Annotated in this window: 22 protein-coding genes; 5 read left to right on the plus strand and 17 right to left on the minus strand. The window is 43.3% G+C overall.

Annotated elements, in window-relative coordinates:
• The 5 genes from ACRDDY_RS05320 to ACRDDY_RS05340 all read right to left on the minus strand — a co-directional run.
• Positions 1 to 392: hypothetical protein (locus ACRDDY_RS05320; RefSeq protein WP_438563935.1), on the minus strand; the 392-nt coding region annotated here is incomplete at its 3' end.
• Positions 392 to 997, minus strand: coding sequence for a hypothetical protein (locus ACRDDY_RS05325; RefSeq protein ID WP_438563936.1), 606 nt, complete (start codon positions 995 to 997; stop codon positions 392 to 394). The genes ACRDDY_RS05320 and ACRDDY_RS05325, both read right to left, overlap by 1 nt.
• Before the next feature lie 10 nt (positions 998 to 1,007).
• Positions 1,008 to 2,378: a hypothetical protein gene (locus ACRDDY_RS05330; RefSeq protein WP_438563937.1), complete on the minus strand. Its 1,371-nt coding sequence runs from the start codon at positions 2,376 to 2,378 to the stop codon at positions 1,008 to 1,010.
• Positions 2,378 to 3,160 carry a 3'-5' exoribonuclease domain-containing protein gene (locus ACRDDY_RS05335; RefSeq protein ID WP_438563938.1) on the minus strand — a complete coding sequence of 261 codons (783 nt, stop codon included), beginning with the start codon at positions 3,158 to 3,160 and terminating at the stop codon, positions 2,378 to 2,380. The genes ACRDDY_RS05330 and ACRDDY_RS05335 overlap by 1 nt, the downstream gene beginning before the upstream one ends.
• A 112-nt stretch (positions 3,161 to 3,272) precedes the next feature.
• Entirely contained in the window at positions 3,273 to 3,566 is a 294-nt protein-coding gene (locus tag ACRDDY_RS05340) for a hypothetical protein (protein WP_438563939.1), read from the minus strand.
• A 46-nt stretch (positions 3,567 to 3,612) separates the two neighbouring features.
• Between ACRDDY_RS05340 and ACRDDY_RS05345 the strand changes: the two genes are divergently transcribed.
• Positions 3,613 to 4,914 carry a hypothetical protein gene (locus ACRDDY_RS05345; RefSeq protein ID WP_438563940.1) on the plus strand — a complete coding sequence of 434 codons (1,302 nt, stop codon included), beginning with the start codon at positions 3,613 to 3,615 and terminating at the stop codon, positions 4,912 to 4,914.
• Positions 4,907 to 5,530 (plus strand): DUF7194 family protein, encoded by a 624-nt coding sequence (locus tag ACRDDY_RS05350; RefSeq protein ID WP_438563941.1) that lies wholly within the window; start codon positions 4,907 to 4,909, stop codon positions 5,528 to 5,530. The genes ACRDDY_RS05345 and ACRDDY_RS05350 overlap by 8 nt, the downstream gene beginning before the upstream one ends.
• Before the next feature lie 27 nt (positions 5,531 to 5,557).
• Here the strand turns inward: ACRDDY_RS05350 and ACRDDY_RS05355 are convergent, their stop codons facing one another.
• From ACRDDY_RS05355 to ACRDDY_RS05385, 7 genes are all read right to left on the minus strand, one after another.
• Positions 5,558 to 5,821 (minus strand): hypothetical protein, encoded by a 264-nt coding sequence (locus ACRDDY_RS05355; protein ID WP_438563942.1) that lies wholly within the window; start codon positions 5,819 to 5,821, stop codon positions 5,558 to 5,560.
• A 408-nt stretch (positions 5,822 to 6,229) separates the two neighbouring features.
• The gene (locus ACRDDY_RS05360; RefSeq protein WP_438563943.1) at positions 6,230 to 7,168 is read right to left on the minus strand and encodes a hypothetical protein; all 939 of its coding nucleotides are present in this window, start codon (positions 7,166 to 7,168) and stop codon (positions 6,230 to 6,232) included.
• Between the two features lie 67 nt (positions 7,169 to 7,235).
• Entirely contained in the window at positions 7,236 to 8,324 is a 1,089-nt protein-coding gene (locus tag ACRDDY_RS05365; RefSeq protein ID WP_438563944.1) for a hypothetical protein, read from the minus strand.
• 152 nt (positions 8,325 to 8,476) lie between these two features.
• Positions 8,477 to 9,403, minus strand: a complete 927-nt coding sequence (locus ACRDDY_RS05370) for a transglycosylase SLT domain-containing protein (protein WP_438563945.1) — start codon at positions 9,401 to 9,403, stop codon at positions 8,477 to 8,479.
• A 139-nt stretch (positions 9,404 to 9,542) separates the two neighbouring features.
• A complete protein-coding gene (locus ACRDDY_RS05375; protein WP_438563946.1) occupies positions 9,543 to 10,274 on the minus strand; it encodes a hypothetical protein in 732 nt (243 codons plus the stop codon).
• 10 nt (positions 10,275 to 10,284) lie between these two features.
• Positions 10,285 to 10,974, minus strand: coding sequence for a hypothetical protein (locus ACRDDY_RS05380; protein ID WP_438563947.1), 690 nt, complete (start codon positions 10,972 to 10,974; stop codon positions 10,285 to 10,287).
• 26 nt (positions 10,975 to 11,000) lie between these two features.
• Positions 11,001 to 13,427, minus strand: a complete 2,427-nt coding sequence (locus tag ACRDDY_RS05385; protein ID WP_438563948.1) for a hypothetical protein — start codon at positions 13,425 to 13,427, stop codon at positions 11,001 to 11,003.
• Between the two features lie 40 nt (positions 13,428 to 13,467).
• Between ACRDDY_RS05385 and ACRDDY_RS05390 the strand changes: the two genes are divergently transcribed.
• Positions 13,468 to 14,346, plus strand: a complete 879-nt coding sequence (locus ACRDDY_RS05390; RefSeq protein WP_438563949.1) for a hypothetical protein — start codon at positions 13,468 to 13,470, stop codon at positions 14,344 to 14,346.
• A 41-nt stretch (positions 14,347 to 14,387) separates the two neighbouring features.
• On the opposite strand, the gene ACRDDY_RS05395 is transcribed toward ACRDDY_RS05390, so the two are convergent.
• The 5 genes from ACRDDY_RS05395 to ACRDDY_RS05415 form a co-directional block, all read right to left on the minus strand.
• The gene (locus ACRDDY_RS05395) at positions 14,388 to 14,720 is read right to left on the minus strand and encodes a hypothetical protein (protein ID WP_438563950.1); all 333 of its coding nucleotides are present in this window, start codon (positions 14,718 to 14,720) and stop codon (positions 14,388 to 14,390) included.
• 1 nt (position 14,721) lies between these two features.
• Positions 14,722 to 15,255 (minus strand): hypothetical protein, encoded by a 534-nt coding sequence (locus tag ACRDDY_RS05400; RefSeq protein WP_438563951.1) that lies wholly within the window; start codon positions 15,253 to 15,255, stop codon positions 14,722 to 14,724.
• 40 nt (positions 15,256 to 15,295) lie between these two features.
• Complete coding sequence (locus ACRDDY_RS05405) at positions 15,296 to 15,772, minus strand: hypothetical protein (protein ID WP_438563952.1); 477 nt, start codon at positions 15,770 to 15,772, stop codon at positions 15,296 to 15,298.
• Between the two features lies 1 nt (position 15,773).
• Positions 15,774 to 16,229, minus strand: a complete 456-nt coding sequence (locus ACRDDY_RS05410) for a hypothetical protein (RefSeq protein WP_438563953.1) — start codon at positions 16,227 to 16,229, stop codon at positions 15,774 to 15,776.
• Between the two features lie 77 nt (positions 16,230 to 16,306).
• A complete protein-coding gene (locus ACRDDY_RS05415) occupies positions 16,307 to 17,503 on the minus strand; it encodes a hypothetical protein (RefSeq protein ID WP_438563954.1) in 1,197 nt (398 codons plus the stop codon).
• Between the two features lie 44 nt (positions 17,504 to 17,547).
• Here ACRDDY_RS05415 and ACRDDY_RS05420 point away from each other — a divergent pair, with 44 nt between their 5' ends.
• Both ACRDDY_RS05420 and ACRDDY_RS05425 read left to right on the plus strand, forming a co-directional pair.
• On the plus strand, positions 17,548 to 21,195 hold the full coding sequence (locus ACRDDY_RS05420; protein ID WP_438563955.1) for a hypothetical protein: 3,648 nt from the start codon (positions 17,548 to 17,550) through the stop codon (positions 21,193 to 21,195).
• 1 nt (position 21,196) lies between these two features.
• Positions 21,197 to 21,768 (plus strand): hypothetical protein (locus ACRDDY_RS05425; RefSeq protein WP_438563956.1); only part of this gene is annotated, 572 nt, incomplete at its 3' end.

Consider the following 21,768-nt stretch of genomic DNA (forward strand, 5'->3'; position numbering starts at 1 on the left):
GAACATGCTAACACTTCAGACAATAACGACTCATGTTGTCCGGTCTGGAAGATCGCTTTATAGATCTGGCGTATACGCATCTGTATTTCATCTACAGGCATATCCAGACCCTCAATAGCAACTTCAGAAACAACGTAGGTAGCAATTTCAGCACGATTACCTAACATCAGCAACCAGATAAGCTCACGACCAATTAGCTTATCTTCTTCAGTTAACATGATAGAGTCAGATTTATACTTCTCCACCATGTCAACAATGAAGTAGTAGTTGGATAAGATATTAGGTGCCAACGTCTCACGCATTGGCACATCGTCACCAAACCACTGAGCACAGATAGGCTTGAATGTATTCAGGTAGCCTTCCATCGAGTAGAATGAAGGTACTTTACTCATTATAGCACCTTAGCTAAGGACTTCTTAAGCTCCTTACGCACTGTGTTATGTTTAACCATCTTAAGTGCCAGCTCGATGGTACGCTTGGCTTCAGCATCGCCAGAGATCAGCTTAGCCAGATCAACAGCACCTTTAACAAAACCAATGTACGGTTCGAATGGCGTGCCTTTCTCAACCAGTAAACGCATTTCGTCATTTACCGGATTGCTTTCCATGCGCTTCATTTCGTAAGTGGTGATCTGTTGGATCTCACTCATCGGAGTAATGGTACGCAATACACCTTCGTTGAAAGGCCAGTTGTCTTTCATGTCGGTGCAGTACAGACGGAATGCTGCAATCTTACCAATGCGCTGGAAGATATCAACTGGGTGCTTAGTAGATAACATATCGATGTTACCCACCGCGAAAGTTGAAGGGTCAGCACTTACAAAGAACTGAGTGCGTGGTTCACGCAGATAAAACTGATATTGTTTACCGCCGTCTTTACTATCCGACAGCACTTGCATCAGATCATAGTCACCAGAGATGATACGGTCAGGGCGGTTGATTGCATCTGACAGGAAGTACAGGTGTGCCAGAATAGTTGCGTGATTGCTAGAGTCCATCTTTATATCCTTAGAAACAAAACATCATGCCGGAATAACCAGCAGACCAAAATCCAACAGAGTCTTCAGTTTCAATGATCATACCGTAACGGTAGACCTTTTTACTGAATGGCCAAGTAACGAGCTTAACGCTCTTAACTGTATCAACAATCCCAGAAAACGCACTGCGTATCGGGAAATCAATACCGCGTATGAATTGAACCTTACGCATGTCGTTACAGTGATTAGCAGGACAATACTCAAACATATCAGTAGTCATACCGATAAACTTGGTCATCTTGCCATCTTCATAGATAAGGTGCGTAATATCAGTCAACATCAAATTTGGATAATAACTTGCACCAAAATAAGAATCTAAAATACGACGCATCTCATCGCGAATACCCAAAGCACGATAAGAAATCTTTGGTGGCACAATACACATAGATATCAAGTCTTCAGCACCAGATAACATACGTGTGTTGTAATCACCGTAAGGGAACACATCGATACCGAAGTTTCTAATATCGAAACGTGTCTTAGGACGTGTGATGTTATTCAGGCTAACCATTCCAACGACATCGAACTTCTCGAATCGTCTACGGTTCTCCCAAAGCTTCTCAGCATGCGCACCAGCTATCTCATCCAGTATAGTACATGGCTCTTTTAACCAAACTAACGCAAAACCGGTAGTAGGGTCTTCTTTACCCAGTACCTCTAATTCGTCGTTAGACTTAGCGTGATCGCCGATGAAGTATTCGTGGTACGTATTACCATTACTAGCCGCAAAGGTTCTCCCAATCTCACTGGTTAGCGTATACGACCACTTATGCGCTAGCAGTGGCGGGAAATCTTTTTCACTTTCCCAATAGTCGTTAGTAGACTGATCTTTTAACTTATAGCCACGACCAAAGAAGTGGAAGTTACGTAATGCATAAGCACCGTATTCACGATCTTCCCCTTTAAGCTTACCCTTGTCATCAAACTTACAATCCGCAGGAGTTACTTTAAGGTTGGCTACATTTGGTTTATGCTCAGACTGCCCTAATAAGTTCCAGCCTTCAACCAGATAGATTGTCATATTAGTAGCACCGATCTTCTCGATGTCTTTTACTAACTCTTCTGCAGTACCGTCATGGTTCCAGAAATCAATGTAAGTGATATCACTATCTTCTGGTTTTATGACTTTGTATTTTGCCTCACATACCCCGTCGTCATATTTCCAAGTTGGGTTATACTTTGCATCTTTGATCTGCACACCGGTTAGTTTCTTACCATAACCGACAGGCGTTATGAGGTGAGGTACTTTAGCGTACCTCGCCCCCGGTAAGTTGTCAAACATATAACCGTGTGCGCCGTATCGATTGTTATCACTGAAAAGGTACAGCACACAGTTTTTCATTACACGCCTCGTGCTAGCTTGTTATAGTGTTCCACAGATGCCACAGCTACGCGGCTCTCGCGCTCTGCATCATAAAGTGAGCAATGTGCTTCTTTAGGTGGCAGGAATTGTTTCTTATCGAATTCGATTTTACCCTGCATCATCTTTTCCAGTGAATCGTTGTATTTCTTTTCCTGATACCACATAGGGTCTAAGCTGTACTCGATAACGTGCTCATTATCGCGGCGGCGGAACACTTCCTCTTCGGATGTATGTTGCCCAGCGATTAACGCTTGTACGTGATCTTTTGCATTGCGCACGCTGCGTGCACGGAAACCAGAGAAGTGGAAATCTACCGATGCCATTGACATCATGTGGTTAAGGATGGTCTGGTCGAACTCAGGACCGTTGGAAAAGAATGCATATTCGCTTGAGCTGACGTTAGCGATTTCACGCATGATGAACTTCGCTAATTGACAAGCATGTGTGGTTGTATCCACGCCGAGCGTTTTACACATGTTGCGATAATAAGACGCAACGTTAAGAGACGGGTTAAAGTCAGGCTTACGCGCATCATTAAACCACCAATCCATTGTACGACGCGTGAATGTACGACCGTGGGAAATTTCGCTGTAGTTTACCAGACTGTGAAAACTGTCCGATAATGTATAATGAATACCATCTTGATTAAGACGATGTACGATCGCGCTGGTAGAGAAGATAGCAGCATCTGGCTCAGTGCTACCACACTCGATATCCAAAGTGATGATTGTTTTTGGTGCAACATAATGACGCAATAACATCTTAAACTCCAATGGTAGGTTATGACAAACTAATGACTATCTAGTTAAACTTCACCTAGATAATATATGCGCAAAAAATATTACACAGCTAGGGCTAATGCCCTAGCTTTGGTTAAGGTTTCAATTTGAAGCACTGATTTTCCAATGAATCGATCCGTAGAGACTTTAAAGCACTATTCTTTCTTTCCTCTTCAAGTAGCTTATTCATACCCTGAATCTGCGCCTTGTTAGTCCCACATTCAACGAAGTAAGGTTCGACGCGTACCGCAACAAAACAAATCAATACCAAGAACGCAGCATTCATGAACAAGCTGATTCTTAAACCCAAATCCTTTTCGTTATTTGGATTGATAAAGTTTAGTACGGATACCAGTGCATTCAATAATTCCGTTAATGCCTGCCCCATTTATCACCTCGACGACTTTTTTGTGTATGACAACGGAGGAATACACATGTTTACCCTAAAGGCCTTCATTTCAATTTCCGCGATGCAGGATAACGACCATGGTGTCGTTTCCGCTCTCGGTGAACTGTCAGACCACTCGAACTCATTCGCACGAGAAAAGTACCGCTATACTCGCCAAGCTTCACCCGAATGTGAACTGGTTGTCTTTGATTCATCTGTGACATTACCAGCACCAACACCTGCAATTCATGTTACAAAATCGCTTGAGTATTCCCAATGGTGTTACACGCAAGCAGTGACCGGTAAAATCGGTTCCGATACTGAAGCGTTTAAGGCTAAATTCCTTGCTGAGTTTGGCGGTCAAATCGATCGCTTTGACTGTGGTCAAATGGTGACTGCTCGTGGATTGTGGCTACCTGCATTTATCAGCTATCGCTTGGTTGACCAAGAAGATAACCATGTACGACTGTGGTTTGCGGATAAAGCCTTTCAAGCACAATACGATAGTTACCAGATTATCGTGATTCCACCGATTTTGCCAGTCGATACATTTATGAATACGACTAGCGTTGTTGCTAAAGCGCTGGCTGATTTCAATCTACCACAACATCAGTTTGACATTAACGTTGCCGCAGGTGGCGTTCCGTATACAAGATCGAAAACCAATAACTACACCTGGTATGCTCCAGATGATCCAACTTCAACACTCACCACATACTGGTCAGTGATTGTCTATGGTGGTTCCGTAGTTAATGATGACATTATCCGTGATGCCATCGCCGACCACATTCTGAACAATTCAGAATATAATCGTGACCAGTGGTTGCCAGTATTCCCGGATATCTTCGCATCGCGTGGATTTACCATTATCCCAAACTGGTTAAAACACAGTACATATGATGCGTCTCCGAGAGGTTCATTGTATTCACCAGTGTTGACAAATGGCGAAGGCTTGGAGTTTGCCAACAAATATTCTTTCGATCGCTCAGAAGCGCATAACCTTAAATATATGCAGACTTCTGTAGTACAATGGAAATCTTTGGCAGCAGTCTTTGTTGGTAATGTCGAGAACGATGCTAAACGCATGTTACTGACAGACGTCTATGAAGACTACACCTTTATCTCACCATTGTCAATGGATTTCAATCGCATGTCGTTTGAAACCACTGAGTTCGTCAAGATGTTGATTAAGGCAACTATCATGGCGGAAGAGTTCGACGAGTATATGATCCTTGAAGATGGATTCTACAAGTTAGAACGTAATGGCCTCTTCTATATCACATTCAACCATCTGAAGGTTGACTTCATGGTATTAACACGCCTAAGCATGGAGAAGGATAATGAGTAAGCGTGTACCGTTAACCCCGCGTGTCCATACTGCTGGTGTGTATGTACTCAAGCCACCTTTCAGCGCATCAATTGATGTTGTCTATACAGCAGATGCGGTAGTTACTTTCCGCGAGCTGAAGAAAGATGGCGTAGATATATTCACAGAGTATTATCAGAAGCATAAGCTTACTACAGCTGATATGGCTGCTGATGACGAAGTGAATGCCAGTATCGTTACTTTGCGTGCAGGTGACGGTGCACTTATTGAAGTTCCAGATACGTACATCAATTCGTATCCTGGTGATTCTGGGATGGCGCATACTCGTCAAGTGCTGATCTGTGACTTGGGATTAATTCCAGAGACAATGAATGTTGATTATATCCGTGATGATGTAGCAGACATTTTGCGTAACACGATTGGTGTAGTGTCTGACGTAACTTTAGCAATCGCGCCAGTACGCACTGACTTAACGTATAGTCAATACATCGAGTCAGAACGCCGTCGATTAGCAAACGTGTCAACCTACGAATCTAAAGATGAGCTAATTACCAAGCTTCGTGCAGCAGTAGCCGATTTGACCGACCGCAATGCGCAGTTAGAACAGATCGTTATCGATTTAAACGAAAAAAAATAAAGGGTGCCCCGCAAGGGGCACTCTTAGTTATGCTATAATCAGTTTTAGAGAGATATGTCTAGCAAACGATACAAGTAGCTCTGGCGTACGATAACTTCCGAATATCATACGCATACCTGTTACAATGTCATCATTAGCTAGGATACGGACTTCAAGATCTTCTGGTTTAATGTTTGATTTTATTAAACCATCGACCGCTGTGTTGATTAATCGCTGCGCTGCCGGCTTATGGTTAAACATACGCACAGTAGGATAAAAACTACCAATCCAATCAGTTTGTGCCCTCTGCATATACATTACTTCCATGGAATTGTTTACGCTTCCGACTGTAATGGTAAATACCAGACTTACAGTGCGGTGGGTCTTGTGACATAATATCCAGTGTCAATAACAGAGCATTACGAACATAAATTTCAACACGCTCGTGAATGAAGTGCTCTGCTACTGTAGACATGTTACTTTCAGTAATAGTCTTTATTGCATGTTCCACCTCCTTCTTGCATTCAAATGCAAAATCGTTAAGAGGATGTGGCTGAATAGCAATGTTCTGTAACGCTTCAATAACCAGCGCCTTTGGGTTTACGACATCGCTATAGTTACCAGCGATAACATTGTTACGAGAACGGCTAAAGTATACATCGATTCCTGGATACTCAGACGTAACAATAGTTTTGATGTACATTACAAAAAATCCCTTTATTAATCGCAGCAAGAGCCAGTGTCAGATGAACCACAGTCATAAGTGTTATTATCGTTATGGCAATGCGATTCCGATGTAGGTGTTGTGGTGTCCAATCCAGTGAGGAATATCCGGTTTGCTGCGAACGGATCGAAACTGGTATTACTTGGTTCAGTATGGTGTCTAGCATATTTGATGTTGTTATCGCGTTGTGGTTTACGGTACCCATTACTACTGCCGCTTTTACCGCTACCAGTTAGCTTGGGTTGCTGCCACTTATCAGCATTATCAACTATCTTGACGCTAACTGGTCGAATAGAGCGACTAACTTCTTGCAGTACTTTGCTCTGTTCACGCTGACGATTGTATTCCTTGATAACATCAGTAACTTCAATGATGTCACGGTTATACTTATCGCCTTCAATCATTCGGAAACACAGTAGTTTACTCCACGGTGTCCGACGGAATAAATCTAAGCGCCACGCCATTCTGTCACGCCAGTTAGTAAGGTGCGCAGGTGCCTTGCCTTTAACGTCTTTGTTTTTATCATCAAAGAAGGCGGTTCGTTCCACCTTACCGTCAATAGTGACGTATTCAAAATCCACGATAACGCGACACAAGCCGTTGTTGTTGAAGATATATGGCTGAACATAATCCTTGTGATTACGCAAGCGCGTATAGTAATCACGTAAGCCGCTAAGTACGTTTTCCATTGCAGCATAGATACGCGGGTTCTTAACAAGGCTATTGTTAATGCCATGTAGAGTACCGTTGATGTCGGTATTAACACAACGTAAGCTTAACACGCGAATCAGCTGAGATTCGATATTGCTGTAGGTAGCTGTGTCAAACCCACCACGTGGAATAATAACGCGGAACAAAATATAGTTGGTGTGATATGGGAAAATGTTCACACGGTTAGAACCGACATGTAAATGGTCAGTGTTTAAAGTATTCATGTAATCTCCATTATGACAAAAAATAAAGCCCTCGATGAGGGCCTTATTAAATTAGTTGTTTTTGTACTTACTTAGCTAGCGCATGTTGCATATAAACGCCGGCATAGCCGTGTGCATCCGCAATGTTACGGAATCCAATAACGCCAGTATCAAGAAGCTCATGACGACGTTTCGCTACATCTACAACTTTAGGCGTGGTTTGGTCGCCCAGCATACGCAGTTTCTCAATAACGACTTTGGTATCGATAGTGCCGAAGAAACGCACATCATCACCATCAATCGAAAAGACGTCATCACGCTGCGTGACGGCAAATGGCGCATATGGTTCGATAGTACCAGTTGCAGTATCCACGAGGTAAGCTGAAAATACCTTAAAGGTACGTAGGTCTTGCGTACCATCATAGCTATCGAATGCACATTCGCGACTGATAAGCAAATTACGAATTTCATCAGTCATTGGCACGAGCTTACCCGATAACGTCAGACTATGTGATTCTAAGCACATTAGCCCGCGTGCCGACTTGGACAGCACAATAGCCATGCTGATGTCTTTATAACTGTGGCAAATAACTACAGTCTGGATTGCACCGTCTTCAGGCGTTTCAGCCAGTATAACTTCAACACCGCCTTCCAATGCCGGCTCTTGCTCTTCCACGCTAATCATTTCCGGTTCATTATCTTGTAATGACCCAGCTTCAAATTCTTCCATCTGCTGTGGCGTCATGATGGTACCGGAACGCATGACCGGCGTAACACGAATGGTTACATAACCAATTGTGTTGTCACGCATATCGAATTCGCCGACGTGCAACTTAGCAGTGCTAACGAACTTACCTTGCTTGCCCATTTCGCTATATGAGTCAGCAATTTGCTTGAAGAACTCTTGCACCAGACTTACATCACAAACATCGATGTTCTCATAAGGACGTGTTTCGATGTTGCGCAGCAGGTCTGCGATTGGGTGCAGTAAACCAACGCCAGTTTCCATCAGCTGATTGCCATCAGGTGGCGTGATAGTGACATCCAACTTATCAATCCATGAACCACCATAGAGGCCACCGAGAACGAAAGATGCAACGCCAGTAGTTTCAATAACTACGTTGTACTTTAAGTTGTCGAAAGCGACAGGGTTGGTATAAACGTCATTAAAGCTCATCACTATATCCTATTTATGTTAAAGTCCAAACTAATCTTTAGATAGTAAATATTTAGAACCCGGGTTAGTATACCATGAAGTTCACCTAGATAATATATACCTAAGAAAAAATACAAACAGTGTAACGGTAGGGCCGAAGCCCTACCGTCGGTTTATGCTGCTAGTACACTATCGATGTGTCTGTCCCACCAGTCGCCAGTGGTATTGTAATTGCAGTAGATGCCGTTACCGATACTGGTTGGTGCAATTGTACCTTGAATACTTGGGATATCACACATGGTGACATTGGCCAGTTCAAGTTGCTCCGGGTGGGTGATTTCGTAGTACTTGTCGTCGATCTTTCGCTTAATGTTAGTAACGAATTGATTTACAGTCATTGGCTTACCATTACGGTAGAACATATTTTTGTTCATAGCTACAAAGCTTGCCGGAACAACTGTTTTCGCTAGCCGAGAGCCTTTCGCTTTCAGCATCTTTACAACATACGCAGGTGCAATGAAGTGCGCCATATATGCTTCTGTATCACTTACCTTACGTTTAAGCCTGGTACGTAACCATGCTTTGTTATCGTTGAGTAGTTCACCGCCCATTAGTGCATTGTGATATGGATTATAGATGTCAGGTTTTTTGATACCGTGTTTCTTAGCATGTCGCTTAACCATAAGTCGCCATGTCGCAGGCGTAAACTGCATTAGTCCACGCGCAACCCTGCCTTTGGCTTTTGGTTCCATAGTCGACTCAATGTTTGCGATTGTTGCTAAGAAATTTGGATCAGTACCCGTTGCATCTGCAGCTTTGATAATAGCCTTCGCTACTTTGTTGTTTCGATGTTCTTCCTTGAGTCGCTGTGGTTCTTGCTTCTTAAAGTTAATATCCAGAAAATCCTTGTAGAATGCAGTATCTGCTGAATACAAACGATTAGAAGGGAAATCATACGACGATGCCGAAGCTGGTTGTAAAGAGACTGCTAGTCCAGTAGCCATGATGATCGCTACAGAACGTGGTACTCCCTTGAACAATACAATTACTGCACCAGTAATTACCATCAAAAGTAAAGTTAAAATAGTGAAGCTGCTCATTATGTAACTCCAAGATTGTTATAGAGTATTTATATACTCATGCGGTTGCCGCCGTACATGTACCTCTCAATTGACGACAGTTAATAGGATGGTTCTTTGTTTAACAAAAGAAGGCGGGTATTTTCCCGCCATTTTATAATTATACTACGTGGATAGTACGACGTGTACGGTGATACTCATAGATATCCATTACTGACGTACCGAAGATTGTGGGCGTTGACTTAGGCGCAGTGCTACCACTAATCATAGTACAAAAACTATGCGCCATATGATTGCACAACGCAACTGGAGCTATCATATCGTGCTCATTATCCCGGATAGGTGCGATCTCCATTAAGTGAATATCATAGAACGGACTACACATCTCGTCGCCCAATATAGGCCTTTTAGGCTTGTCACTATCGCGTCCAGCAACCATGGCAGCCAACGATACGCGTTTCATGTTAGTTGGTCTTACGCAATACGGTATCAATAAAATAGGACACGTAAGTTTCGGTAACTTAATGTACCCGTTTGGGAAAATTCGGATATCCGAAGTATCTGTCATACTGAAGCCGCTTACGTCTGCCTCAGCGAATTCGTCTTCATCCATGTCGCGCGGATCAGACTTAATGGCCGGATATGGTCTTGTTGTCATACAGATAGTATTCAAATACTCAAGATCATCGATACAAAGACCGTAATGATGTTCCAGAGATTCAAATGGCCAGTGATGATCATAAAACAGAATTAGTGGCGCATCTGACCGACGACCAGTATAAATACTTGTTTTCAACGGACGAATGAGTGAACGCGATTGAATGACTGGAATTACATACCCATCGATTGTAACACCGCGATCTCTACGCGTAACTTTACCAAATTCAAACATCTATTTATCCTCAGAGAAACACTGTTGCTGCCAAATCACGGGAAGTAACAGCATTTTGCAGTACCGTACCGTTAGAACCAACCACGCCAGCGCATGTAGTAGACCAGCGATATATAGACATGAGTGACGTTAAAGACCCAATTCCATAATCCACACCATGTACGATGCAGTTATCGTGTTCGCTAGCAAGCTCACGACTATGCTCAATGTTGAATAGTACTGGTGAGTAAACCATCATATCGCAGACAGTTGGGTCAATATTATTGGACGGTGAACCGATAGCCAGTGGCATGATCCTGATACCCTTCCATACTTCCGACACAAATGGTTGATCGTCGCCATAAATGAATAAGTCGGAGTATTTGTTATCATGCATCTTACTGAGGTAAGAAATCTGCGAAATGGTGCGTTTAGATATACCATTAAGACCAACGTCGTCATCGCATGCTTTCTTAGCTTCGTCGAAGTCACACTTGGTTAACTTATGGAAGATCTCAGCTGCCAGATCTTTAGGCAGTAGCTTCTGCAGCGTAGATGGACGACGTATGTCATACACTACTATCATAGTGCTAAACTTAGTCACGTCGCTATGACGTAAAGATAGCACTGGTTTATAGATGATACGGTTGAAAATATCATCGGCGAATCGCGTAGGCGAAACACCATATGTACGTGCAGTAACAGTATGTAGCGTGAACATTCAATATCTCCTAGAAAAGAGATGGATTAATCCATCTCAACATTCTGGTTATAGACCGAAGGCAAACTAATACCATCCGGGTCAATTACAACGTAACTAGCTTGACTTAACTGGAAATGCACTTCAGGGTCATGACTAATCATAATCAGCTGAGAGTACTTACCAGATTCCAAACTATGGTTAATATACTTGATACATTTGTCTTGGTGCCCTTCATCGAAACCAGAGAACGGCTCATCAAGGAATAAAGGATAGCCATCCAGATTACTTAAAGCATAGAACGACAACACGAAAATCAAATCAAACAAACGACGTTGTCCAGCACTAGCTTCAGATAAGTCTTCTGGTTGTTCTCTATCTGGGTCTTCGCCATCATCGCCCATGATATAAGGGAACTTATAGTTAAGCTCACCTTTATCAACCGCACATGGCAGTATCTCAATATTATATCCCCATACACGACGAATGATATCATTCATCATATCGGTAACACGTGAGATTGAGCGATACAAGTGCTTGGCTAATAAACCTTCTTCAGGCCCCATTGCAGTAAGCAGTTCTGTACTTACTTCCAGCTCCTTTGTAATACGTGCAGCTTGAGACTTGAGTTGTTCCAGCTGACGACGATTGTTTTCTAACGCATAATAGCGTGCGCTTGTTTCCTCCAGTGTAGAACACACATGGCGCAATGCACTAACGATTTCCTCATGCTCAACAGTGAGATAATATGATTTAGTGGACTGTTCTGCATAACCATAACATATGTCCAAGTCCTGTTTCAATGAGAACTCTTTGTCACAGTCATCATGCCACTTGTCATAAGCAACAATCTTAGCATTAACAATCTCGGCTAAACCGTATTTGTAGTTGTATTCAGTACGAGCAACCTCAAGCTCTTGTTGACGTGCTTCCAGCCACTCTTTACCATGCTCAACCACAGCGCTCAGACGGACGTTCAGAGCGTCCCTAGCGGCTTTTGTCTCTAATACCAGTGCCAATGTATCCCAGTCAGCTTTAAGTTGCTCTACAATGCTAGGAATAGCATTATGCTCAGCTCTCGACAGGATAACGTAATCAACTACGTTAATGTCACGGATACGTGTTAACTCATCGTTGAAGTTATTGATACGGTTCAGCCAGCTAACCATCTCCTTATACTTGGCTACTGCATCATCGTACATAACCTCGAATTGTTTCTTGGTGAAGTAAGATTCCTTAACCCTAACTCGCAGGTTATCAATCTTTTCAGCAGGATAACCAGCAACATATTTATGCTCACACTTCGGACATGTAGATGTTTCAGCGTGGTCATAGTGGTTAATGTGTCCTTCTGCCTGATTAATGAAGTTTTTGATTTCACCTAGCTTAGCAGCAATGTTGTTAGCATCTTGCATCAGCTCGTTAGCATGGTCGTGTGTAATACGCTCTGGACGTTCACCACTAACATCGCTATATGCTTTCATAATGCGATCGTAGTCGGTCTTAATCACACGAGGAGATTCAGCAACTTCTTTAAAGTGAATACGTGCTTCCGCTAAACGGATAGTTTCATTATCACGCTCAATCCATTCACGTAATTCATTAGCACTCGCCCCCTCACTAACGCTAACAGCGTCATCAATTATGTTCTGTACTTCCAATACCCGACGCATTGCTTCACGCGCAGCATATTGGTGTTCAGCTAATTGTGCAACTAGTGTATCGCGGTCAATGCCTTCACCACCAGTAAGTGCCGGGTCAAACTTCAGGATTAGCTCAGACACTTTAGCAAGATCTTCATAAGCACGTGCTAGCTTATCTACGTTCATGTCTGACTTATAGTCGCGATCGCTGGTGATACGATTACGTTTAGATTCTAAACGGTCACGCGTATCTTTAAGGCGTTCCATTGCCTCAGAGATTTTGACAAACTCATCATTACCATCGATGACCAGTGTTGATAGCTCACTGATTTCATTGGTTACGTTCTTAAACGCACCCTTCAAATCACGAACATGTTCACGGAGCTTGTTGTAGAACTTCAGTCCGTACGCAAGGTCAGACTCGGATAACTTACCGAACCAATATTTGCGGTCTGGCCCACGCATCTTGGTAATCTGTTGTTCATGGTCGACAACCATTCGATGTAACTCGAGTGACCACCCGGTCAAATTACGGATAACTTCATCGTGGTATGTAGGGTTGACGTCCTTGTGTATCGCTACATTGTCAGTAACATTAAACAGCGTATTCTTAACACTGTTACCCTGACGCATACTTTCAGCACGGTAAACAACATTGTTAAATTTGAAGGTTGTTATCTTACCGCCACCATCACGATATTCCTTTCTTTGAATTGATAAGGCATGCATCTGCCGAGTAACACGGGTCTTGCCGGAACCGTTACGACCAAGGAATAGTGTAACGCGAGTTGTAAACTTTAGCTTGAAGCGACGGATATTGTTCAGCTTCAAACCATGAAAACCTAATAGTTCAATATCTAGGAGCTCGTACATGGCTTCATACTCAGCATTCGAATTTTATGGCATTGGTGTGGTAGCCGACGTAAAGGAACGTGGGGCCACGACAGTGATGGTGACACCACGTGAGCAGCGATTTGCGCACCAAGAATTAGTAGACACTAACCCACAAAGAGAAGACAAGACAGTAAAAACAAACAATGGCGAACGTGTAGTTAAAGCAACTAACAACAAAGCTATTGAATGTACTTGGCTAGCAGTAAACTCAATGCGTAAGACAGCCCCGGACGTACGTAACGGTGATGAAGTACTTATCTATACGCTAGGTGATGATAGATACTTCTGGATGCTGTTAAATACCGCCGACCATAAACGATTAGAAACCGTAATATTTGCAATCTCTGCTGACCCAAACAATCCATTGAAAGATGACTTTTCAAATGCTTACTTCATAAGTCTATCATCCCACGAAAAACAATTCATGTTTAGACTTAATAAGGTCGATGGTGAAGTAACCGGTTACACCATAGAGTGTAATGCCAAAGATGGGTATCTGTCAGCATCAGATGACTTTGAAAACGGATTCTTTATCAAGTCTAAAGAACGTGTTGTAGGACTAGAGAACGCAGACCGAACAACTGTTCAATGTGATAAAGAAGATGCCAATATCTATGCACCAAGAAACATCAACCTAACCGCAGAAGAACGTATTGCAATGCGCTGTAAGAAGTTATTCGCCAAGTGCGAGGACTGGGAAGTCAATGCATCGAATAGCTATAAGGTAAACACGCCAAACGCAGAGTTTTCAGAAAGAATTACCACGCCTTCAGCGATTATTAACGGTGTTACGCACGAGAATCACAAGCATATCAGTAATGGCCCTGGTAAACCAACTAACGGTCCGCAGAACTAAGGCAAAAAAAAATAAAGGGGCTCCCGAAAGGGAGCCTCTTATTACTTAGGTGTTACAGTGACGAGCGTATATCCAACACGACACTCTTTTTCCATCGCGTTGATATCATAAATGATTGGTTGTGCCAACAGCAATTGGATTGGCTTATCGATATTATCGAAATCCACTTCCGAGGACTTACCCACATCAACAGTGTAACCGGTGTCCTGACTAACACACCAAGCTTCATCGCTATCCACCAGCGTAGACATAACTACCTGACTATTAGCCAGAATAGTGTGTGCATGAATGCTATCCACGTTAGGCTCGATAGTTAATGTAACTGGCGCACTGAACATTTCTAAAACTAAAGCTGCTACTACTACTGTGTTCATCTCAATATCCCTTAAATACATTACTGATTAAATCTACTACACGTGCCGGCTCGATGTGGTTTATGTTAATACTCAGCTCGACATAATTACCATTTACGGTCACATTGTCTATCCGCACAAAATCGCCTTCAGTATCTAAAGTAATCTGAACGATACATGCCATCTTAATCATGTTATATAACACACGACGCTTGTCGTCGAGTGCTAACTTTAGCCGCTCCGCATAATCGATGTATGCGTCATATACGTCAGGCGTACTTATTTCATACTGAATCACCGCATTGAATTGATGTAACATAGGCTCCGTTTTTAACTGCACCATGCATTTGCGCTTTTCATCCAGATCCTTACCCATGTTAATAAGCCACGCATACCGATGCCATAGTTGCTTACGCGGTTCATCGCTTTCATCTAAACGTGGCATATCCCCATCCGAATACTTGTTCTTCGAATATACGAAGGCAACGATCAAAATCACAGCAGCCAAAGATAACGCTATTGCTAACGTAAAGATGTTCAGATCACCTACAGTCATAAATACTCCAAGATAGAGCTAGGGCACATGCCCTAGCTTTTTAGATTACGTAACTCAAAAGGTTAGCAAGTGCAGTCGGAGGCATCAGTTCAATATTTACATTAACTTCAGCAACACCTAACACATCGTCACATGCGACAACCTCTGTAGTTTTACCGCTATAGACCATGTTGATTGTAATATCGATCTTGCGCTTACACCTCAAGCTACTGTTGTGAAACAGTATCTTATAAACAGCCTCGGCATACACCTTCCCGAAATGTGTGTTATAGTGAAACTTAATTACGTTTTCACCAATATGCATTTCATGGATATCAATAGCTGTTACATAATTTACTGCTTTGTTGTAGATAACCGGCTTACGTATCCCCGACTTGACTAACTCCTCGGCCGAGTACCACGCTGTAACAAAATCAGCATATGTTTCAGCTTTAAGGTACCTGGTTCTGGCGGTAGCAACCGCTGCAATCATAATGATCCCAAGGACCACTGCGATAGCATATAGTTCAAAATTCATGTTACTGCCCCAATGTCTTAAGCCAAAGGTTCTGATATAGCTCATTCGGCTTAATAGCATAGAATGACGGAACATTGTAACTGGCCACACCATCGAAGTCACGTGTGATTGTAATTTCATCACCGATGCATGTACGAACTCGTGCTACACCTTTAGCAAGATCAGAAAGGTGTAGAATGAATACGTCTTTCACAGGTACAAGTGCTTCGTCGATCTCAAGGTTCTGGTAACTCCGACAGAGTGAACGCAAACCATTGAGGAACTTACGCGCAGTGGTCTCGGTATCGAATACACTGCTATGAATGCTGACATTTGTTTTTAGCACTTCGCCCACAAACTCAAATTCAAACGTAGGGTTAGCGACGCTACAGACATCTACCTTAGCTACATTGATTCCCGGACGAATCGCGTTAATTTTAGACAGTTGGTTGCCGTTACGATAAAGATGAATAATCATTCTACAAGTCCATATTGAATAAAGCGCAAGCGAACTTGCGCATGTGTACACCTAGATAATATATGTCCGTGATATTTTTAGCTAACGCGGACAGTATACCACTTCGAGATATGTGCACGATACTCTGGTTCTGGTCTTAGACGCTTCTTGTCAGTGATCAGTTCCTTCGGATCTTCGTTACGTACACTAGAAGAATATGCTGGCGTATTAGCAAGCACATCATCAAAAGTATGATAAAGAATCGTGGTCGCATCACTGAAGACGCCCCAGTAGTCGATCACACGGTTATTTTGATTAGTGACTAAACCATCGTAATGTGCAGGACTAGAATTAGGAACCCCTAACTCTCCCCACCAGTGCTTGCCAACGCCATCATGATCAACCAGCAACTGGGGTGCATCAACCTCAATGATAAACGACGTCTGTAGTGCCAGAATCTTACGCTTGAGAGCTTCGTCTTCCAACGCTAAGAAGTTAGTGACATCGAAGTTTACATTTAAGCCCAGCTCATCACCGTAGTTCAGGATATGGTTCTTCACATATCGTGGAGTAAAGCTAAAGCTGTACAGATCTCGTCCAAATAGACGTAACCGTGAGTCGCTATCATTAGCAAACCAAATACCACCACCAACCACGCATGCCAAGGTACGTCCTGTATCTTTAGCTTTGACATAAAGTCCGCCATTGTTATCGAATTGAATTTCGTCATCTGTAAATGGACGACATTTCACACTGGCAGGCATAACCAAAACGCCACAAGACATATCTCCAGAGCGATGGATAATACTACCAGCACCGTACAGGCGAATACCATCCAAATATGGAGCCGCCATCACAAAGAAACCATTGACTGTAAATAAACAATTTTCCAGTATGATGTCTTTATAAACAGGATCACGTAAGAACAGATCGACCGCTTCAGATGGCTCTACTGGCTGCGACGGATGCATGTCTTTACCACACAATTTGACATATTTGAATGCGCGGAAGATAGGCAAGTATTTAGAGCGGACATATTGAGGATCAGGTAAACCCGGCGTTAATAGCGACATCGGTACTGTCTTTAAGAACTCAGATACTCTGATACTATGCGCATGCTTAACGTTATCTAAGTCTAGTGTATGGTATGTGCCCAACGTGGTTTCGATAACCCCAATCTCTACACGCAAATACTTGTCTTTCAGCACTGCGATCGTTTGATTACCCACATCAGTGGCGGTGATATGAGATGGGTTAGTGACGTATGTTTTACCTGGAACTAGTTCTAAGGCCATGGTGTTTCCTTTGGTTAATAAACATGTTTAGAGGACAGAGATAAATGGTAGTCTATCCTTTTGATCCACAGTGTCGATTAGAGTCCAATTGGATACCTAAGGAGACACTGTCTGCGTTTCCGTCCAATGCAACACGTACGATGGTACCATTGCACGCACCGTTCTATGCCAAGAACTGTAAAGTGTTCAAGGGTAACAATGAGTTAATTCTCGGTAAAGACTACGAGTTCTCAATCGAACATAAAGTAGCTTCACATCGCACTGGGTTCCGCATCTATGGCGGTATTACAATCATCCGGGATGAATTGATCCCACCTTTCACAGTAGCGTATCACCCACAAGGTGGTACGTTTGAGGCAACCGCCTCTCAAATCAAAACATACCTAGATAAAAAACTAGATATCTGGGAATCTAGCTGGGAAGCACTTATTAACAGTGACTACTATCCAGCAGTCAAGATTCTATACGATATCGAAGCTTTTAGCAGCGAACCAGACGTTATTAAGGCAATCGGTTCATTAGAAACAGCAGTCAAATCAAAAGACGAAAGTACCGAAATCAGATTCGCGTTGTTCAAAACACGAATCGATAATCTACGTAAGGATGTAGAGCGGTTACGTCTAGATGAACACATTGCTAAGACACGCAATGCACATGGCACAAAAGCACATCATGTCGGTGCATTGAGTAAGGAAGGCATTGCAGCTAACTCAAAGCGTATCGGTGGTCTTAACGAAAGCGAGTTTATGAATCGCTTATTCGCAGAGATCCCGCCTATCAAAGATCAATTCACTGATAAGTTCAAACAAGGTGAAGATCTAAAGACCGACACTAAGTTGGTTATTGACGATGGTGTCTTAACCTTTGGTGATAGCGTTACCATTGAAATGGATGACGAGCACTTTAGTCAATTAGGCGACAACGGCTTAGCATTGGTTGCAGATGCTGATGCCAAGACACCTGGCACAGTATTGCAAGTGTTAGCAGGCGGTAATGAACTAACCATTACCTCAACAGGTAGTGTGCAGGATAACCGTAAGCTCAAGGTTAATGAAGAAGAAATCATTACCGAGAACACACTCAAGCAGTTTGCGTATGCAATCATCAATAAAGATGAAGAGAGTATCTCTACAACGAAGACTGCATCAATTGAGTTCATTGGTGAAGGTAGTATCGACTCCCCTATTGAGGTAGTTACCAGTATCCCAGTGTCAGCTGGTGATGCAGCAGGTACCGTTAAAGTGGTACATGAAGGCAGTCATGGGTATCCATGTCCTGGGTACTCTAACCGTAACTTCTATGTCTTCCATGCAGGTAATAACAAATACATCGGATTGCGGAACGGGGCTGATGACTTAGAGTCAGATGTATTCATTACCGACATCACAGTAGATCCACTGGCTGTTAAACCTACTGCTGAGCGTTTCCGTCCACGTAACCTGCCAAGCACTGCAATCCCTACTAACGTCAGACATGGTACTGAAGATGTCGTCTGGTTAGACACAACCGATGGCGTGTTCTTACTGATTACCAACCGCAATCCAGACTATCATGCCTGGAAGGCAGTTAAGGTGCTTAACTCAGACATGAACCTCGGGTACTATGGTACGCCGTTTATTCATGCTGGTAAGATCTATGTATTGTGCCCACAACATTCAGGTGGTGGCAGTACAGTTCGACTGTGGGAAGCAGCAATACCTAGCGGTAATACTGTAACTATGACAGCACGGACACTGTCCGGTACTAACTGTAATGGGACAGCACAAAACGCAGCTACCTTTAGCCACTTCGACAAGATGTATGGTAATAAGGGTGAGAAGTGTTATGCATACTCAGATGACGGTTACTACGACTACCTGAGCATCTCACATGCTGGAGACCAGTTCGACTATGTGCAAGCTGGCGGCCAAGTACGTATCTGTCATATCGCAAACCATTACACCAGTACTAAAGTCAAGGCATACACACAACGTATCCATTTCTCTTACCTGGTGGACTTAACAACAGGCCGTGTAATCGAAGATGCTCCTGGCAACTACCCACTGAAGATTCGTGAAAACGATATCGATGTTAAAGTACCAAGAGACTATCTGGCTACCAGTAATGGTAACTGGACATCAAACGCCAAGCGAGCAAACGGCCGGACATTCGTCTATGCAACCTATGACCGTTTATCACAACCAACTATTTACCATCTCGAAAATACCGGTAGTTTGTCTGAGTTAGATAACATCAAGTGGAATGCACACTACTGGCGCAGAAAGGCAGAAGCTAGTTACTTAGGTCTCTACGGTACCAAGGTACATTCCGGCCTACGTGGCGCTACTGTATTTGGCAAGAACCGTATCATGGCAGTCTGTATGGATAACACGTCTGTGGATTTCCGTTATGACCCATATGGTTCTTACTCACCAACGCTGCAGGGTTATGGTCCAACCAACGATCGAGTATCGTTAGACTATGCTACTCAGAAAAAGCTCAAGCGTATCGTCTGGGTTAGTGAAGAAAGTGGGTATGTAGGACGTGGCTGTATTCTGTCTGCTAACCGTTTGACAGAAGACAGTACTTACGAAGGCGGGCACTTCAGTAACCCAATTAGCATCACTGAAGCAATGTATATGTCGGTTAAGACACAGGCAGTAAATCGTTTTTACGATGCTGCAAATGGCCCAATCGTCGATAGTACATTAACGCTTATGATTCATCGCTCACCTGGCGTACCACAAATCGGGTATGTGCAGGTAGTGCAGGAGAAGCCTAATTCAGGTGGTCAAAAGGTATGTCGTTATTACGTGTTCTATATCACCACAGATCGTTCTGTCGGGAATGTAAGCGTAATTACCGTAGGTGGTTTGATCACATCAGATATCCACAATGATGCTGCAAAAGATTTAGAGCAAAACTCAGATAGACTGTGGAACACAACAGCACTTATTCACAAGTTGGAAGACGGTGGCGTAGTTATCGGTTTGTCGGGTGCTAGATTAGCACATATCGGTAATACAACCACCGTGGCTGTAGGTATCGTTCGTAATGCAGCAGGTACAATAGCTGCAGTGTATAAGAACGTGTCCGATACATCAATTGGTGCAGCACTTATGGGTACTCGTGAGCTTGGCTTCGGCTATACTCAGATATCCAATAGTGGTGAAGGCCTATACCTGATGAGCTTTGGTCGCACAACAGCTGATGTAGTTAAGAACATTGCATCTGGCACAACTACCCGGTACGTACTGGCACTCTCGCGTTCCGACGCAGGTGATAACGTAGTAGTGTCTCAGTTGGCGGCTTATAACACCAAAGCTAAAGTAGAGTCTCTATTGACACCACGTCGATTAGTGCAAGGCATGGATCTCTCACAAGACCGCGTCATCACTAAAGCTATGTTAGCTAACTCCAACGATATCCCAAACGTTAGTGATGTATCATATCCAACCCAACAAAAGCATTTAGACTCATTACGCCGTAACGCACTGGCTACGCATACGCATCCAGCTAGTGACTTCACAATGGCACCAGCCACTGAAGAGTCGGCAGGTGCTGCGAAGGTAGCTCCGACGACAGGCAATGAAGAAGATGCAGTGAGTGTTGCTTCTATCGCTGAAGCTGTTACATTACATGGTCAGCTAATAGCGCGGAACACAGTACTAGACAAGTTGGACCCAAGCATTACTGTCAATTACGAGGTATAAAATGAAGGATGATGTATTAGCTCACTATGAATCGTCTAGCCTCGAAGCCATAGCAGATATCGAGAACAAGATTCCCGGTAGTACGCTCAAGCTAAAAGGCGGATACAACGAGCTATCCATCGAATCCACTGGTAATGTACAAGACATGCGTAAGCTGAAAGTCAATGACAATGAAGTTGTTACCGACGCCACGTTAAAGTCTTATGCAAATGGTATCCTGAATACCGCCAGTGTTGATTTCGTTTCAACAGACACTAATACATTACGTATTGTCGGGTCAGGTACTGGCGAAAGTCCAGCTGAAGCACAGGCTAATATCCCTGCTGCAACAGAGACTACAATCGGTATCGTTAAAGTTATGCAAGAGGGAAGTCACGGCTTCCCTTGTCCCGGTATCTCCAGTCGTACAACTGCAGGTGTTTATGACCCTGCCACCAAGACAGCACTAATTCTACGGAATGGTGCAGACGACTTAGAACGTGATGTGTTTATTTCTTACCTGAACACTGAGACTGCTAAGATATCTCCAACAGCCGAACGCTTCCGCATTCCATCCTTACCGGTGACAGCTAA

The sequence above is a fragment of the Clostridium sp. genome (genome assembly GCF_051656525.1).
GTDB lineage: Bacteria > Bacillota > Clostridia > Clostridiales > Clostridiaceae > Clostridium.